At 74.0% G+C, this 14859-nt stretch carries 9 protein-coding genes; 4 read left to right on the top strand and 5 right to left on the bottom strand.

Translation table 11 applies throughout. The annotated features are described in order from the left end of the window. Positions 1 to 74 precede the first annotated feature (74 nt). Entirely contained in the window at positions 75 to 1283 is a 1209-nt protein-coding gene (gene lhgO / locus ACTT8P_RS29810) for an L-2-hydroxyglutarate oxidase (protein ID WP_442834878.1), read from the bottom strand. Between the two features lie 141 nt (positions 1284 to 1424). Next, the gene (locus ACTT8P_RS29815) at positions 1425 to 2849 is read right to left on the bottom strand and encodes an MFS transporter (RefSeq protein ID WP_361166196.1); all 1425 of its coding nucleotides are present in this window, start codon (positions 2847 to 2849) and stop codon (positions 1425 to 1427) included. Positions 2850 to 3553: 704 nt separating this feature from the next. Between ACTT8P_RS29815 and ACTT8P_RS29820 the strand changes: the two genes are divergently transcribed. Then, positions 3554 to 5686 (top strand): asparagine synthase-related protein, encoded by a 2133-nt coding sequence (locus tag ACTT8P_RS29820; RefSeq protein ID WP_442834879.1) that lies wholly within the window; start codon positions 3554 to 3556, stop codon positions 5684 to 5686. A 404-nt stretch (positions 5687 to 6090) separates the two neighbouring features. Here the strand turns inward: ACTT8P_RS29820 and ACTT8P_RS29825 are convergent, their stop codons facing one another. After that, complete coding sequence (locus tag ACTT8P_RS29825) at positions 6091 to 7950, bottom strand: sigma-70 family RNA polymerase sigma factor (RefSeq protein WP_442834880.1); 1860 nt, start codon at positions 7948 to 7950, stop codon at positions 6091 to 6093. A gap of 262 nt (positions 7951 to 8212) precedes the next feature. Continuing rightward, the gene (locus ACTT8P_RS29830; protein WP_442834881.1) at positions 8213 to 8986 is read right to left on the bottom strand and encodes a TetR/AcrR family transcriptional regulator; all 774 of its coding nucleotides are present in this window, start codon (positions 8984 to 8986) and stop codon (positions 8213 to 8215) included. Between the two features lie 374 nt (positions 8987 to 9360). Between ACTT8P_RS29830 and ACTT8P_RS29835 the strand changes: the two genes are divergently transcribed. Further along, a complete protein-coding gene (locus tag ACTT8P_RS29835) occupies positions 9361 to 10734 on the top strand; it encodes an NAD(P)/FAD-dependent oxidoreductase (protein WP_442834882.1) in 1374 nt (457 codons plus the stop codon). 180 nt (positions 10735 to 10914) lie between these two features. Beyond that, complete coding sequence (locus ACTT8P_RS29840) at positions 10915 to 12567, top strand: ATP-binding SpoIIE family protein phosphatase (RefSeq protein ID WP_442834883.1); 1653 nt, start codon at positions 10915 to 10917, stop codon at positions 12565 to 12567. A 6-nt stretch (positions 12568 to 12573) separates the two neighbouring features. Here the strand turns inward: ACTT8P_RS29840 and ACTT8P_RS29845 are convergent, their stop codons facing one another. Further along, complete coding sequence (locus ACTT8P_RS29845) at positions 12574 to 13854, bottom strand: MFS transporter (protein WP_442834884.1); 1281 nt, start codon at positions 13852 to 13854, stop codon at positions 12574 to 12576. A gap of 116 nt (positions 13855 to 13970) precedes the next feature. Here ACTT8P_RS29845 and ACTT8P_RS29850 point away from each other — a divergent pair, with 116 nt between their 5' ends. After that, positions 13971 to 14519 (top strand): MarR family winged helix-turn-helix transcriptional regulator, encoded by a 549-nt coding sequence (locus ACTT8P_RS29850; protein ID WP_361166177.1) that lies wholly within the window; start codon positions 13971 to 13973, stop codon positions 14517 to 14519. Positions 14520 to 14859: the final 340 nt, after the last annotated feature.

Below are 14859 nucleotides of genomic sequence, written 5' to 3' on the forward strand. Positions count from 1 at the left end.
GCGACCGGGGCGGGGAGGGGGGCGTTCCCAACAAGTCGGGTCGGTCCCGCCGGGGGGAGGTCGGTCCGGGCGGGTCAGGTGGGCCCGAGCGCCGTGAGGGCCCGGTGGGCGACCTCGCGGCCGATGGGCAGCGCGGCGGTGGCGGCCGGGGACGGCGCGTTCAGCACGTGCACCGCGCGCGGTGTCTCCCGGATCAGGAAGTCGTCGGCCAGGGTGCCGTCCCGCAGCACCGCCTGGGCCCGGACCCCGGCCGGCGCCGGCACCAGGTCGTCCTCCGTCACCGCGGGCAGCAGCCGCCGCACCGCCGTGGTGAACGCCGCCTTCGACAGCGACCGGCGCAGCTCCCCCGCGCCGTGGCGCCAGTGTCTGCGGGCTATGTGCCAGGAGCCCGGCCAGGCCAGGGTGGCGGCCAGCTCGGCCGGCCGGACCGTGCCCCAGCCGTACCCCTCGCGGGCCAGCGCCGGCACCGCGTTGGGGCCGAGGTGGACGCTGCCGTCGATGGAGCGGGTGAGGTGCACGCCGAGGAACGGGAACGCCGGGTCGGGCACCGGATAGACCAGGCCGCGCACCAGCTCCGGGCGGGCCAGCTCGTAGTACTCGCCGCGGAACGGGACGATCCGCATCCCCGGGTCGTCGCCGGTCAGCCGGGCGATCGCGTCGCAGTGCAGCCCGGCGCAGTTGACCAGCACCCGGCCGCGGACCACGTCCCCGGCCCGGGTGCGCACCGCGACGCCTAGCTCCGGGCGCCGGTCCACCCGCAGTACCTGGGTGCCGTACCGGATCTCCGCGCCGGACGCCTCGGCGAGCTGCCGGGCGACGGCGACGTAGTCACAGGTGCCGGTGGTGGCGACGTGTATGGCGGCCAGGCCGCGCACCTCCGGCTCGTACGCGGCGATCTGGGCCGGGCCCAGCTCCCGTACCGGTATGCCGTTCTCCCGGCCGCGCTGGACCAAGGCGTGCAGCCGGGGCAGCTCGGCGCGGTCGGTGGCGACGATCAGCTTGCCGGTGACGGCGTGCGCGATGCCGTACTCGGCGCAGAACTTGACCATCTCGGCGGCGCCGCGCACCGCGAACCGGGCCTTCAGCGAGCCGGGGCGGTAGTAGACACCGCTGTGGATCACTCCGCTGTTGCGGCCGGTCTGGTGGCGGGCCGGGCCCGGCTCCTTCTCCAGGACCGTGACCCTGGTGCCGGGCGCGGCGCGCGAGATCGCGTACGCCGTCGACAGGCCGACGATCCCGCCGCCGATCACCAGCACGTCGCAGTCGTACGCGTAAGCGCTCATCGGTCGCGCCATCGGTCGCGTCATCGGCCGCGCTATCGATCTCGCCATCGGTCGCACCTGCTCCACCTCCCGGGTTCGATAGTGCACTGCGCCACTGACAACGCCCTCAAACCCGGGAACCGCGCTCCGGTCGGGCCGGGGTCAGGCCGGGGCCATCAGCAGCGGGCGGGCCCGCTCGCGCAGCTCCACCACGCGCGGCTCGTCGCCGTAGGGCTCCAGCCGGTGCAGGAGGTCCTTGACGTACTCCGTGGTGCGGGCGGACGAGATCCGCCCCGCCACCTCCACCGCGCGCACGCCCTGCTCGCAGGCCGCGTCCAGGTTGCCCGACTCCAGCTCCGCGACGGCCGAGACGACGAGCCGCAGGCCGTGGCTGCGGACGAACTCCTCCGTGGGTTTGGACAGCGCCTGCTCGGTGAAGCGGCGCACCTGGCGGGGCGCCTTCAGATCGCGGTAGCACTCGGCGGCGTCGGCGGCGAACCGGTCGTAGGAGTAGAAGCCGAGCCAGGGCGGGTCGTTGTCGCCCGGACGGGCCCGCTCCAGCCAGCTCTCGGCCGCCTTCAGCGCCCCGCCGGCCGCGTGCGCGTCGCTCGCCCGCGCGTGTGCCCGTGCCTCGACCAGCCGGAAGAAGCTCATGGTGCGGGCGGTCGCCAGGCCCCGGTTGCGCTCCAGGGCCGCCTGCGCGAGGTCGACGCCCTCGTCGCCGAAACCGCGGTAGGTCGCCTGGAGCGACATCGATGCCAGGACATAGCCGCCGAGCGGGACGTCGGCCGCCGCGCGGGCCAGCCGCAGGGCCTGGATGTAGTAGCGCTGGGCGGCCTCCTGCTGGCCGGTGTCGAACGCCATCCAGCCGGCCAGCCGGGTCAGTTCGGCCGAGGCGCCGAACAGGGCCCGGCCGACCTCGTCGGAGTAGGCGCCCAGCAGCAGCGGGGCGGCCTCCACCCGCAGACACTCCGGAACCATCGACGAACGCCAGTCGCCGCCGCCGTACTTGGAGTCCCAACGGCGCGCGTCCTCGGCGGCCTCCCGCAGTTTGCGCACATCGCTGTGGCCGACTTTGAGCGGTGCGCCGGAGCCCTCGGCCGGGCTCGCGTCGCGCGCCACCGACGTGTCGGCCGGGGTTATCAGCCAGCGCGAGGCGGGCGTCGCGTACGCGCTGACCGCGAACGAACCGGCGAGCGACTGCCATATGCCACCGGAACCGGCGCGCCGGCCGGCCAGGTCGAGCCGGTACAGCTCGGTCGCCGTGCGCACCGCCTGGCCGACGTCCCGGGGGAAGGCGAGGCCGACCTCCGGGGCGGGATCCGCGTCCGCCAGGCCGATCTCGTGCAGCGGCACCGGGCGGCCCAGCTTCTGGCCGATGGCGGCGGCGATGAGGTGCGGAGCCGCACCTTGCGGCACCATTCCCTTCGACACCCAGCGCGCCACCGACGTCTTGTCGTAGCGAAGAGTCAGGCCCCGCTGTGCGCCAAGGTCGTTGACGCGACGCGCGAGTCCCGCGTTGCTGATTCCCGCGAGGGCGAGAACGGCGCCGAGTTTTTCGTTCGGCCCGCGTTGCTCCCTGGACATGCGCCACCCCTCGACACAGACGGCTGCCGCGCTGGCATAACCACGCGGCATTCGTAAACCCAGCGTAGTTCGCCGCATCCCAAGCGTTAAGAGGCATTGTTCCGGATGGCGGGATTGTGGTCCGTACTGAAGTGCGGAGTCTGTACGGACTGTTGCCGTGTGCTCCCGATGTGTGGCCGTGCGCCCGTCCGTGCGCTCTGGTCCGGCCATCGGGGGAGCGGTTCCATGGGTCCTGCGTGGGTCGGCCCGCTGTACTGGATCCAGTGGGCTGGGGGACACCGTCGCCTCATATCCCCGCGGGCGGCGGACCGGTCCGGGAGGCGTGTTCCGTCTCCCGGACCGTACGTGGTCCGGTGTCGCGCAGGGCCGGTGCGGGCGTGTACGGAGCGTGTTCGAACGTGGTCTTGGCTTTGTGATTTGGCTGAAAATAAGCCCCGACCGTTTGTACGTACTACCGCTCCCACCACGGTACTTGAGGGCGCGTTGGGTGTCCTTGGGGCGCGTAGTGGGGGCGCATTCACGTCGCCGATACTCCCCCGGGGGTGCGGCGCGGACGTCTCGTGAGGGCGTGCCGAGGGCATACCGACGGTGTGGCCGCGCAGGTGTGAGCGGCTCCGCCGACGCTCTGGCGCGCGCCCTTCATGGCAGCATGGGGAACCAGTTCGTACGGTGCACTGGTTTGTCCACAGGCTGTGGAGGCGTCGATGCGGTGGTTGGTGGGGTGGAGCAGCGCCGCCGCGGGAGTAGCGGGAGCCCTGGGAAACGGCGCGACAGCCGGCGCCACCGGGTACGACGGTGAGACCGTGCACCCCGTGGGCTCCCAACTCCTGTGGGGCGACCCCGATCCGCTGTGGGCGGTCGGCGACTGGCGCCCCGACGAGGTGCGGGTGGTCAGCGCCGACCCGGGGACCCGGATCGCCGTACTGGGCCTCTGCGGGGCCAGCGACGAGCAGTTGCGGGTCGCGCTGTTCGCCGCGCGGGGCGGGGCGCTGCGGCATCTGACCGCCTGGTCCGGGAGTTACACGGCCGTCGTCCAGGTGGGGCGGCGGATCACGGTCTGCGGCGACCTCGCGGGCGCCCGGCCCGTCTTCCACACCCCCTGGGCGGGCGGCACCGCCTACGCGACCGCCGCGCTGCCGCTCGCCGACCTGGTCGAGGCGAACCTCGACTTCCCGTACCTGGCCGCGCTGCTCGCCGCTCCGGACGTACCGGCGGCGCTGGACGACGCGACCCCGTACGACGGCGTGAAACGCGTTCCGCCGGGGCATGCGCTGGTGCTGCGCGCCGGGGCGCGGGAGATCGCCGGGTACGAGCCGGTGGCCTCGCTGGCGGTGGCGGCGCCGCCGGCCGACCCCGACAGCGCGGTGGACGGCGTACGGGACGCGCTGGTGGAGGCGGTACGGACCCGGCTCGCGGCGCCCCGGCACGTGCCCGGCAACGGGATCGACCCGGGGCCGGTGCCCGGCATGGGGCCGGCCGAGCGGCGGGCGGCGCGGGGCATGCCGGTGCCGGGGATCGGGGCGGACCTGTCCGGCGGGCCGGCCTCGGGGACGCTGGCGCTGCTGGCGGCGGGGCTGCCGGGGATGCCGGGGACCGTGCTGGGGCACGGCACGGGGGCGGGCGAGCGGCTGCTGGCCGTCACCTTCAACGACCTGGCCGTCGGCGGGCGCGAGGCCGAGCTGGAGCGGGCGGGAGCGCTGGCCGCCAACCCGCGGCTGCACCACGTGGTGGTGGCGGGCGGCGCGGAGACCCTGCCGTACGCCGAGCTGGACGGGCCGCTGACCGACGAACCGGCGGCCGGCCTGGTCTCGGTGGCGCGGCACCGGGCGCGGCTGGCGGCGGGCAGCGCGGACCACTTCACGGGGTACGGGGCGCGGCAGGTGCTGGACGCGCACCCGGCGCGGCTCGCGGATCTGCTGATGGACCGCCGGCGGCGGCATCTGGTGCGGCCGGTCGCTGCGCTGGCCAAGGCGGACGGCTCGGTGGGGTCGGTGATGGTGCCGGCCCGGGTGTACGGGGCGGCGCGGCGGCTGTCGCGGACGCCGTACCGGGACGGGCTGGACGGGCTCGCGGCGCAGTTGCGGGGGCTGCGCGGGCGGGAGGCCGACCTGGCCGAGCCCGGGGACGGGACGATGGGCGCGGTGGACGCGTCGCTGGCCGCGCTGAGCTGGGGCAGACCCGGGCCGGCGGCGCGGTGGCTGACCGGGGAGGCGCTGGCTGAAGTATCGGTTCGTCTTCAGGCGGGGGCGCAGCGGTCGGCGGTGGGGCCGGGGCAGCGGCCCGGTGACTTCCGGGCGCGGGCGGCGCTGGCGCGGCAGGCGGCGGAGGTACGGGTGCTGGAGCAGGCGGCGGAGATCCGCTCGCAGCGGCTGCACACGCCGTTCCTCGACAACCAGGTGGTCCGGGCCTGCCGGGCGCTGCCGGAGGCGCTGCGGGTGCGGCCGGGGGCGCGGGCGGCGATCCTGCGGACGGTGCTGGAGGGGGCCGGGGTGCGGGAGGTGCCGGGGGGCTGGGGCACGCCGACACAGGCGATGGCGACGACGACGGCGCGGGCCGGGCTGCGGGGGGCGGCGGACGCGCTGATGGAGGTGTTCGACCGGCCGCTGCTGGCGGAGGCGGGGCTGGTGGAGGCGAGGGTGGTACGGAAGGCGGTGCGGGGGGCCGCGGCGGGGGAGGCGCTGCCGCTGGACGGGCTGGCGGATCTGGTGTCGCTGGAGCTGTGGCTGGGGCGGCTGCTGGCACGCCGGGGGACCTGCTGGACGGGGACGCCGGCGCGGGCGCGGGCGGTGCCGGGGGGGATCGCGCCGTTGCGCGGGGCGTTGGCCTCCGGCGGTTGAGCGGGGCGCCTGCGGCGGCCTGCGCGGGTTCGGTGGGGGTGCGCGTTGCGCCCTCGGTTTGGTGGTGGGTCGGGGCCGGGGTGGGGGGTGTCCGTCCTCGGAACGGCGCGGAATGGGTCTTCTACGGGGGTGAACCGGGTCGACGCGCCAACCGCTGCGGGCGGACACCCCCCCACCCCGTCCCCTTCTCGCCGCGGGCGACTGCGGGTACGTACCCGCCCAACCGCGGGCAATCGTGCCTCCCCCAGTGCCTGAACGGCCTGGGAGGTACCCCCAGGGCGGCACGGGTGGGCGCGGCGGCACCCGGCCAGCGCCGGGTCGCGCCACCCCCTCCGTCAGCCGGCGGCACCCCGGCCGCGCCCGGTCGCGCCACCACCCCTACGTCAACTCACGCACACGTCACCTCACGCGCACGTGAACCGCGACTCCACCCAGTCCGCCAACGCCAGGTTGTCGAACGCGCGCTGCGGCTCCACGACCAGCCGTACGGACGTCCGGCCCGCGATGTCCACATGCACCGGCACCGCCGCATCCCCGCCCTCGACCACAGCCGACTGCCACAGCTGAACCCCGTCCGCGTGGACCGAGAACCGGACCTTGCCCAGCTTCATGGTCATGTCGTCGACGCCGACCAACGCGTCGTAGGACGTGCAGGAACGGTTCAGGTCGATGGTGACGGAGGAACGGCCGTGCACGGTGACCCCATGGGCGTACCGCCGGCCCGCGATCTGCGGCCCCGACCGCTGCCACGCCCAACTGCTCTCCCCCGTCCGCATCTCCGGCTCACTCCCGGCCCCGGCGATGTCGTACGACAGCTCGCTCCACTGGTACACGGCCGGCACCGGCGTGGGAGTGGGCGTAGGCGTAGGGGTAGGCGTGGGCCTGGGGGTCGGGCTCGGGCTCGCGGGAGGCGTGGGTGTGGGGGTGGGGGTGGGTGTCGGGCTCGGCGTACGAGTGGGCGTCGGTGTCGGGGACGGCGAACGCGATGGTGCCGGTGAAGGAGACGTGGGCCGCGGCGCCGGTTCCGCAGGATCGGGTGTCGGCTCCGCCGGCCGGACCACCGGCGCGGACCGGGAAGGCGCCGCCTCCGGCTCCGCCTTGTCGTCGGGCGCGTTGCCGGCCAGCGCCATCACCACCGCCGCGACGGCCACCGCCAGCACGCCCGCCGCGATCCCCGCCTTCACCGGCGCACCGAGCCCCTCGGACGCCGCCGCACCCCCGGACGACGTACCGCTGGAGGCCGCCGCCGCCCCGGCCGCCCCCGCTCCCGCCCCGCCGGCGATGATCCCGGCCGCCTTGGCGTACCCGGCCGCTCCGAACCACCCGATGACCGCGACCGGCACGACGCCGGGAATGCCGCCGGCGACCTCCTGGATCTGGCTGGCGGCCAGCCGGCACTTGGCGCACTCGGCCAGATGCTTGCGCAGCCCCCGTTCGGCCCGGGTGCGCAGCCTGCCGCGCGCGTAGGTGCCCAACTGGTCGGCGTACCGGGCGCACTCCTCGTCGCCGGCCAGCGCGTCGCTGACGTGGGCCTGGAGATACGCTTGCTTCAGGCCCTCCCGGGCCCGGCTGGCCAGCACCCGCGTGCCGTTGGCGTCCAGACCGAACAGCGTGGCCACCTGGCTCGGCGACTCGTCCTCGATCTCGGTGTGCCACAGCACGGCCTGCCACCGCTCGGGCAGCGAACGGAACGCCCGCACCGCCATGGACTGCTCGGCCTCGTGCAGCGCCCGTACGTCCGCGCCCAGTTCGAGCGTGTCGTCGTCCGCGGCCGGTGCCGGACGGGCCGACTGCGCGGCGAACACCGCGAAGTCGTCGACCAGTTGCTCGCGCCGGGCCGACCGCGTCCAGCCGGCGGCGACCCGCCGGACGCTGGTGAGCAGGTAGGCGCGGACGGCGTACTCGGGTCCGGAGCCGCCGCGCACCGCCTGCAGCACCCGGGCGAAGACCTCGGCGGTCAGGTCGTCCGCGGTGTCGGCGTCCCGGCAGCAGGTACGGGCGTAGCGCCGCACCGCGTCCGCGTGCCGCCGGAACAGCTCCTCGTAGGCCGTGTCGTCGCCCGCGCGCAGCCGGTCGATCAGCTCGGCGTCGGACGGCGGCAGCTCGCGCGGCGGCGGCAGCACGCTGTCGCCGTACGGATGCCACTGGGCCGGGACCGCCTCCTGGGGGACGGCGGCCGGCCCGCGCCGACCGGGCACCTGCGACGGACCCTCGGACTCCGCGTCCCCGTCACCGGGTGCGCCGCTCCGCCTGTCAACGTTCATCGCGGTAAGCCCCCGCTGCCTGCCCGTCCGGATCAAACACCGGGTCAGCGTGTCACAGCGGCTTTCGGGCAGGAACGGGCGGTACGGAGCATCACTCGTCCGTGGGAATCACGTACGGATGAGTGTGCGCGGACGCCGGTACGGGAAAGCTCGCACACCGCACCGATCAGCTCCGGCAGGCGCTCCCGGCCGCCGCCGGCCGATCCGGCCAACGTGCCGTCCGCCGATTCCGGCCGCCGGCCCGCCCAGGAGCACCGCCGCGTCACAGCGGCCGCGACCGCAGTCCCTCCAGCAGGATGTCCAGCAGCCGCGCCGACGCCGCCGCCTGCTGGGCCGCGTCCGGCAGTGAGGGTGCTGCCGTGGCTATGACCAGCAGGACGTCGGAGACCGACACGTCCGGTCGCAGTTCACCCGCCGCGCGGGCCCGGTCCACGAGCCGGCCGACGACCTCCAGCAGCGCCGCGGCGCCCGTGTCGTCGTCCAGGGACACGGTCACCTCGTCCACCGGCTGCTCCGGCACCAGCCGCAGCTCACCGGAGCCCGCCTGGAGCCGCTGCGGCGGCACCCGGTGCGCACCGGCCGGACCGTCGTCGACGGGCTCGTCGGCCACGCCCACCCGCAGGACCTGCGGCGGCAGCAGCCGGCCCGCGCCGGACGCCACCGACGTCCGCAGGAACCGGGAGAGCGCCGACCACGGCTCGTCCTCCTGCCCGAGCGCCGCCCGGGCCTGGTCGGTCAGCCGCGTCGTCTCCTCCTCGGCTATCCGGCGCACCAGCACGTCCTTGCTGGGGAAGCGCCGGTACACCGTCCCGACCCCGACCCGGGCGCGCCGCGCCACGTCCTCCATCGGCGCGCCGTATCCCAGCTCGCCGAACACCTCACGTGCCGCGCGCAGCACGTGCTCCAGATTGCGCTGAGCGTCCACGCGCAGCGGCGCCGACCGCGCACCGTCCCCGCGTCCACCCGTCGTCGCGCTCATCGTGCCGCCGGCGGCGACAGCGGAGGCGGACGGCCAATGAGAATTCTGAACATGCATAGACAATCCCCCGGTAATGACGTCTCCCCCCGGAGACACTCCCCGTCATCGGAAGCCGGAGCGTGTGCGGAACAGGCCGCTGTCCGGGCCGCCCGTCGCGGACCCGATGAGCGCATCCCCCTACACTCCGTCGTGACGAACATAGTTGAGTGGGAGTCAATTCAGAAGGGGCAGGTTCCGCACGGAGCGCACCCCGATCGGAGTACGGGTCCGAAACGCCCCCGATGATCCCCTTGCGGGCTCCGGTCGCACCCCTGTTGACCTGCGAACCTGTCCCGGCCCATGCCGAATCGGCCAATGCTGTCCACCGTGGATCCGCGGTCATACGAATTGCCGGGCCTGTGGACAAACTCCAGCGCCGGGTGCGTCATGGGGTGGTGAAGGAACGTGCGCGCATTCTCGTTGTCGGCGGCGGCTACGTCGGGATGTACACAGCCCTGCGCCTGCAACGGAAGCTGAAGGGCGAACTGCGGCGGGGCGAGGCCGAGATCACCGTCGTCACGCCCGATCCGTACATGACGTACCAGCCGTTCCTGCCGGAGGCGGCGGCCGGTTCGATCTCCCCGCGCCATGTCGTCGTACCGCTGCGCCGGGTCCTCGGCCGCTGCCGGGTCGTCGTCGGCGCGGCCGAGTCCGTCGACCACGCCCGCCGCACCGCCGCCGTCACCACCCTCGCCACCGCGCAGGAGGGCCGCGGCCCGCACCGGGTCGGCTACGACGAACTCGTCCTCGCCCCGGGCTCCGTCTCCCGCACCCTGCCGGTCCCCGGCCTCGCCGACCACGGCATCGGCTTCAAGACCCTCCAAGAGGCCATCGGCCTGCGCAACCACGTCATCGAGCAGATGGACATCGCCTCCTCCACCCGCGACCCCGAGCTCCGCGACGCCGCCCTCACCTTCGTCTTCGTCGGCGGCGGCTACGCGGGCGTGGAGGCGCTCGGCGAACTCGAGGACATGGCCCGCTACGCCGTCCGCTACTACCACAACGTCGACCCCGACGACATGAAATGGATCCTGGTGGAGGCGACCGACCGGGTGCTGCCGGAGGTGGGGGAGGAACTGGGGCGGCACACGGTCACCGAACTGCGCCGCCGCAACATCGACGTACGCCTGAAGACCCGCCTGGAGTCCTGCGCCGACCGGGTCGCCGTCCTCAGCGACGGCGCCCGCTTCCCCACCCGTACGGTCGTCTGGACGGCCGGCGTCAAACCCCATCCGCTGCTCGCCGCCACCGACCTGCCGCGCACCGCGCGCGGACGGCTGAAATGCACCCCCCAGCTGGCCGTGGAAGGCGCACCGCACGCGTGGGCGGCCGGCGACGCCGCCGCCGTCCCCGACGTCACCGCCGGCGCGACCGGTCGGGAATGCGCCCCCAACGCACAGCACGCGCTCCGCCAGGCCAGGGTCCTCGGCGACAACATCGCCCACGCCCTGCGCGGCGAACCCCTGGAGACCTACGCCCACGAGTCCGCCGGTTCGGTCGCCTCCCTCGGCTTCCACCAGGGCGTCGCCCAGGTCCACGGGCGCGGAGTGAAGGGATACCCGGCCTGGTTCCTGCACCGCGCCTACCACCTCAGCCGCGTCCCCACCGTCAACCGCAAGGCGCGCGTACTGGCCGAATGGGTACTCTCCGGTCTCTTCAGAAGAGAGATCGTCTCGCTCGGTTCACTCGAACATCCCCGAGCGGAGTTCGAACTCGCAGCCGGGGGAATCCCTCCCCAAGACCCCCCGGGAGACCCGAAGGGGTAGTCCTGACCGGACCCAGGAACTCCACCGGCCGGCCCGGCGTCTGACGGATGTCGGCCCGGTCGGCACCCTGCCAGACTGGCCCACACCACCACGGGCGGGCCGCCGCTCACCCCCGCGCGGCCCCCGGGGCCCCGGCCGGTTCCGGTGCCGGCCGCCGACGACTACCCGAGGCAAGGATTCGTGAACTTCACGCGCTGGAGCGCCCGGCTCCCCGGAACGCAGCGCCGCGCGGCAGCGCGGACGGACACCACGGTCTCCGCGGACCGGCGGGGCGAGAGCCGGGCGGAGACCTCCGTGCCCGCCGCCCGCGTCGAACAACTGACCGACGAACCCCCTCCCGTACCGGCCGTCGACGACCTCCCGGTCCGCGACGTCCTCGACCGCGTCCCGGCCCTCGTCGCCCTGGTGCACGGCCCCGACCACCGCATCGCCTACGTCAACGACGCCTACACGGCGGCCTTCGGCGTCCGCCCGCTGGGCGAACGGGCCCGAGCGGCCCTCCCGGAACTCGCCGAACTGGGCCTCTTCCCCCTCCTCGACCAGGTCCAGCGCAGCCGCCGCCCCCGCACCCTCAAGTCCCGCAAGGCCCCCGACGGCCGCTCCTACACCTTCACCTGCACCCCCGTGACCGAGGGCAGCGACAGCGGCGTCCTCGTCTTCGCCACCGACGTCACCGACCACGCCGAGGCCGCCGAGCGGCTGCGGGCCAGCGAGCGCAGCCAGCGCGAGACCGCCGTCACCCTCCAGCGCTCCCTGCTCCCGCAGGAACTGGAGGAACCCGACGACCTCCGCATCGCCGCCACCTACCACCCGGGCGGCACCGAGGCCGCCGTCGGCGGCGACTGGTACGACGTGATCACCCTCGGCGGCGGCCGCACCGCCCTGGTCATCGGCGACGTCATGGGCCGCGGCGTCCGCGCCGCCGCCGTCATGGGCCAGCTGCGTACGGCGGTCCGGGCCTACGCCCGCCTGGACCTGCCCCCGCACGAGATCCTCCAGCTCCTGGACGGCCTGGCCGCCGAGATCGACGCCAACCAGATCGCCACCTGCGTCTACGCCATCCACGACCCCAACGAGGGCCGCCTGGTCTACGCCTCCGCCGGCCACCTGCCGATCCTGGTCCGCGACGAGAACGGCACCGTCCACCGCGCCGACGAACCCACCGGCCCGCCGCTCGGCACCGGCGGCTGGATCCACGCCTCGGGCTCCATCCCCCTCACCCCCGGCTCCACCGCCGTCCTCTACACCGACGGCCTGGTCGAACGCCGCGACCAGGACCTCGACGAGGGCATCGCCGCCCTGGAGCGCGCCCTGGCCGGTGCCCGCGGCACCCCGCAGGTGATCTGCGACCGCCTGGTCCGCTCGGCGGGCGTCACCCCCGAGCACGACGACGATGTCGCCGTCCTGGTCCTCCAGCACCCGGCGCGCACCGGCCCCGAACACGACCTCTTCCGCAACGCCGCGCTGGAACTGCTCGGCGGCGTCGAGGCCGCCCCCCGCGCGCGTGCCTTCGCCTCCGGCGTCCTGACCAGCTGGCGGTTCCCCACCGAACTGCACGACCTCGGCGTGCTGGCCGCCAGCGAACTGGTCGCCAACTCCCTCCAGCACGGCACGCCCCCCATGCGGCTGCGCCTGCGCCGCACCGACCGCCGTCTGATCATCGAGGTCACCGACGGCGACGACCACCTGCCCAGACGCCGCCGCGCGGAACCGGCCGACGAGTCCGGCCGGGGCATCGCCATCGTCGCGACCATCGCCTCCGGCTGGGGCAGCAGACGCACCCCGGGCGGCGGCAAGGCGGTCTGGTGCGAGTTCGCCCTGCCCCGCCCCTGACGGCCGCTACGCCTCGGCGGGCGCCGCCGACTCGGCGGCCGACGCCCCGCCCTGCCGCACCACCCGGCTGGCCCGCAGCAGCCACGGCCGGTCCTGCACCGCCGTGAGCCGCCGCCCCAGCCGCACCGCCAGCACGCTCATCAACAGCGAGAACAGCAGGAACACCACGACGTACGGTCCGGGCAGCGCCGCCGCCAGCGGCCCGCCCACCGCCGGCCCGACCGCCAGCGCGAGCTGCTTCACCAGCGCGAAAGCGGAGTTGTACTGCCCCGCCATCCCCTCCGGCGCCAGATCCGCGACCAGCGGCACCAGCGTCGGCGACAGCAGCGACTCCCCCAGCCCGAACAGCGCGTACGTCGAGATGAACGCGGCCGTCGCCATGGACTGGCTGCCGTGCCCCAGCCCGGCGTACCCGGCCACCGCCCACGCCACCGCCCAGATCAGCCCGACCGCGGCGATCACCCGCGACCGCTTGCGCCGCTCCACGAACCGCAGCACCGCGAACTGCGCGACGACGATGGCGAGGGTGTTCGCCGCCAGCGCCGTCCCCAGCGCGGACGTCGAGATCCCGGCCGCCGCCACGCCGTACGCGCTCAGCCCCGACTCGAACTGCCCGTAGCAGGCGAAGAACAGCACGAAGCCCAGCACCAGCAACTGCACCATCGCCCGGTTGCCCAACAACTGCCGCCGGCTCCCCCTGGCGCCCGCGGGCGCCTCGGCCCCCCGGGGCGCCCGCTCCATCCGCACCGTGGCCAGCACACCGACCAGCACCAGGAACATCGCCGCCTCGATGGCGAACAGCAGGGTGAACGACGCGGGGCTGGACGTGTCGACGAGATGCCCGCCGATCAGCCCGCCGATGCCGAGCCCGAGGTTCTGGAGGAAGAACTGCGTGGCGAACGCCCGCGACCGCGTCTCGGCCGTCGAGCAGTCCACGATCATCGTCGCCAGCGCCGGCTGCATCACGGCCTGCCCCGCCCCCAGCAGCGCGGCGGACGGCAGCACGGTCGCCGCCTGCCCGGACACCCCGAGGCTCAGCGCCCCGAGCGCGGCGACGACCAGAGCGGCGAGCAGCACCGGCAACGGACCCCGCCGGACGATCGCCCGCCCGGCGAACGGCAGCACGATCAGCGCCGCCACCGCGAACACGGCGAGCACGAGGCCCGCCGTCACGGAACCCAGCCCCCGCACCTGCGCCACATAGACGTACAGGTAGGGGACGGTGAAACCGAGCCCGAACGCGCTGAGCGCGTTGCCCACATGGATCCGGCGCATCGCAGCGCCCATCGCCCTGGTCACGTTCACCTCTCTTAGCAGTGAAGACTTAGATCCTAAACTTCGAAGCTAAAGACTATATTCCGAAGGACTTCAAGGCAAAGCTCCGCCGTGCCATACTGCGACCCATGGGCGACACCTCAGCTGCCGGAGAGCCGACGCTCGACGAACAGATCGCGGCCTACCAGCGCGAGTTCCAGGACCTCGACCCCCAGGTCGAGAAGATCGTGTCGGCCCTGTCCCGGCTGAACCGCCGGATGAACGTCGCCTACGGCCGCCAGACCGCCGACCTCGGCATCAGCAACGCCGACTGGGAGGTGCTCAAGGCCCTCGTGCTGTCCGGCGCCCCGTACCGGATGGGCCCGGGCGACCTCGCCAAGCGCCTCGGCCTCACCCCGGCCGCGATGACGCACCGCATCGACCGCATGGTCACCGAGGGTCTGGTCACCCGGGACCGCGACGAGTCCAACCGGGTCCGTGTCATCGTCGAGCTGACCGGCACCGGACGCGAGAAGTGGCTGGAGGTCATGCGCCTCGCCTCGGTCTTCGAGGAGGACCTGCTCCAGGACCTCTCTCCCGACGAGCGGACCGCCCTCGGCGAGGTCCTCACCCGCATCCTGCGCAGGGTGGAGCACGACCAGCCGGACGCCGGCGGCCGGCTCAGCGACCTCGACTAAAGAGGTTGACAGGGAAGGACAGGGGAGGCTTGACAGCCGCCCGCCCGATCCGTAAAGTTCTTCGGGTTGCCGCAGCGCCGTAACGGTCCTGTGGCAGCACTTCCGCCGCATCAGCGGCACTCACTCCACCAGCACGACCTTCCCCCGGGAACGATTTCGGCATGCCCGAATTGAATTCCCACTCCGATTTTGGAATCGGGGAGCCGGTCCGCTAAGGTTTGAGACGTCGGAACGGCCCAAACAGCCGGGAAGACAAGCCCGCCGACTGGGAATCAGGCCCGAAAGGATCTGATAGAGTCGGAACCGCCGGAAAGGGAAACGCGGAAGCGGAAACCTGGAA

The sequence above is a fragment of the Streptomyces sp. JW3 genome (genome assembly GCF_052216785.1).
GTDB lineage: Bacteria > Actinomycetota > Actinomycetes > Streptomycetales > Streptomycetaceae > Streptomyces.

Excerpts from the sequence above, each read along its gene's own strand:
- ACTT8P_RS29850 (WP_361166177.1), top strand. The coding sequence starts at position 13,971 with ATGGGCGACACCTCAGCTGCCGGAGAGCCGACGCTCGACGAACAGATC.
- ACTT8P_RS29825 (WP_442834880.1), bottom strand. The coding sequence starts at position 7,950 with ATGAACGTTGACAGGCGGAGCGGCGCACCCGGTGACGGGGACGCGGAG.
- ACTT8P_RS29845 (WP_442834884.1), bottom strand. The coding sequence starts at position 13,854 with ATGGGCGCTGCGATGCGCCGGATCCATGTGGGCAACGCGCTCAGCGCG.
- ACTT8P_RS29815 (WP_361166196.1), bottom strand. The coding sequence starts at position 2,849 with ATGTCCAGGGAGCAACGCGGGCCGAACGAAAAACTCGGCGCCGTTCTC.
- lhgO (WP_442834878.1), bottom strand. The coding sequence starts at position 1,283 with ATGAGCGCTTACGCGTACGACTGCGACGTGCTGGTGATCGGCGGCGGG.
- ACTT8P_RS29830 (WP_442834881.1), bottom strand. The coding sequence starts at position 8,986 with ATGCATGTTCAGAATTCTCATTGGCCGTCCGCCTCCGCTGTCGCCGCC.
- ACTT8P_RS29820 (WP_442834879.1), top strand. The coding sequence starts at position 3,554 with ATGCGGTGGTTGGTGGGGTGGAGCAGCGCCGCCGCGGGAGTAGCGGGA.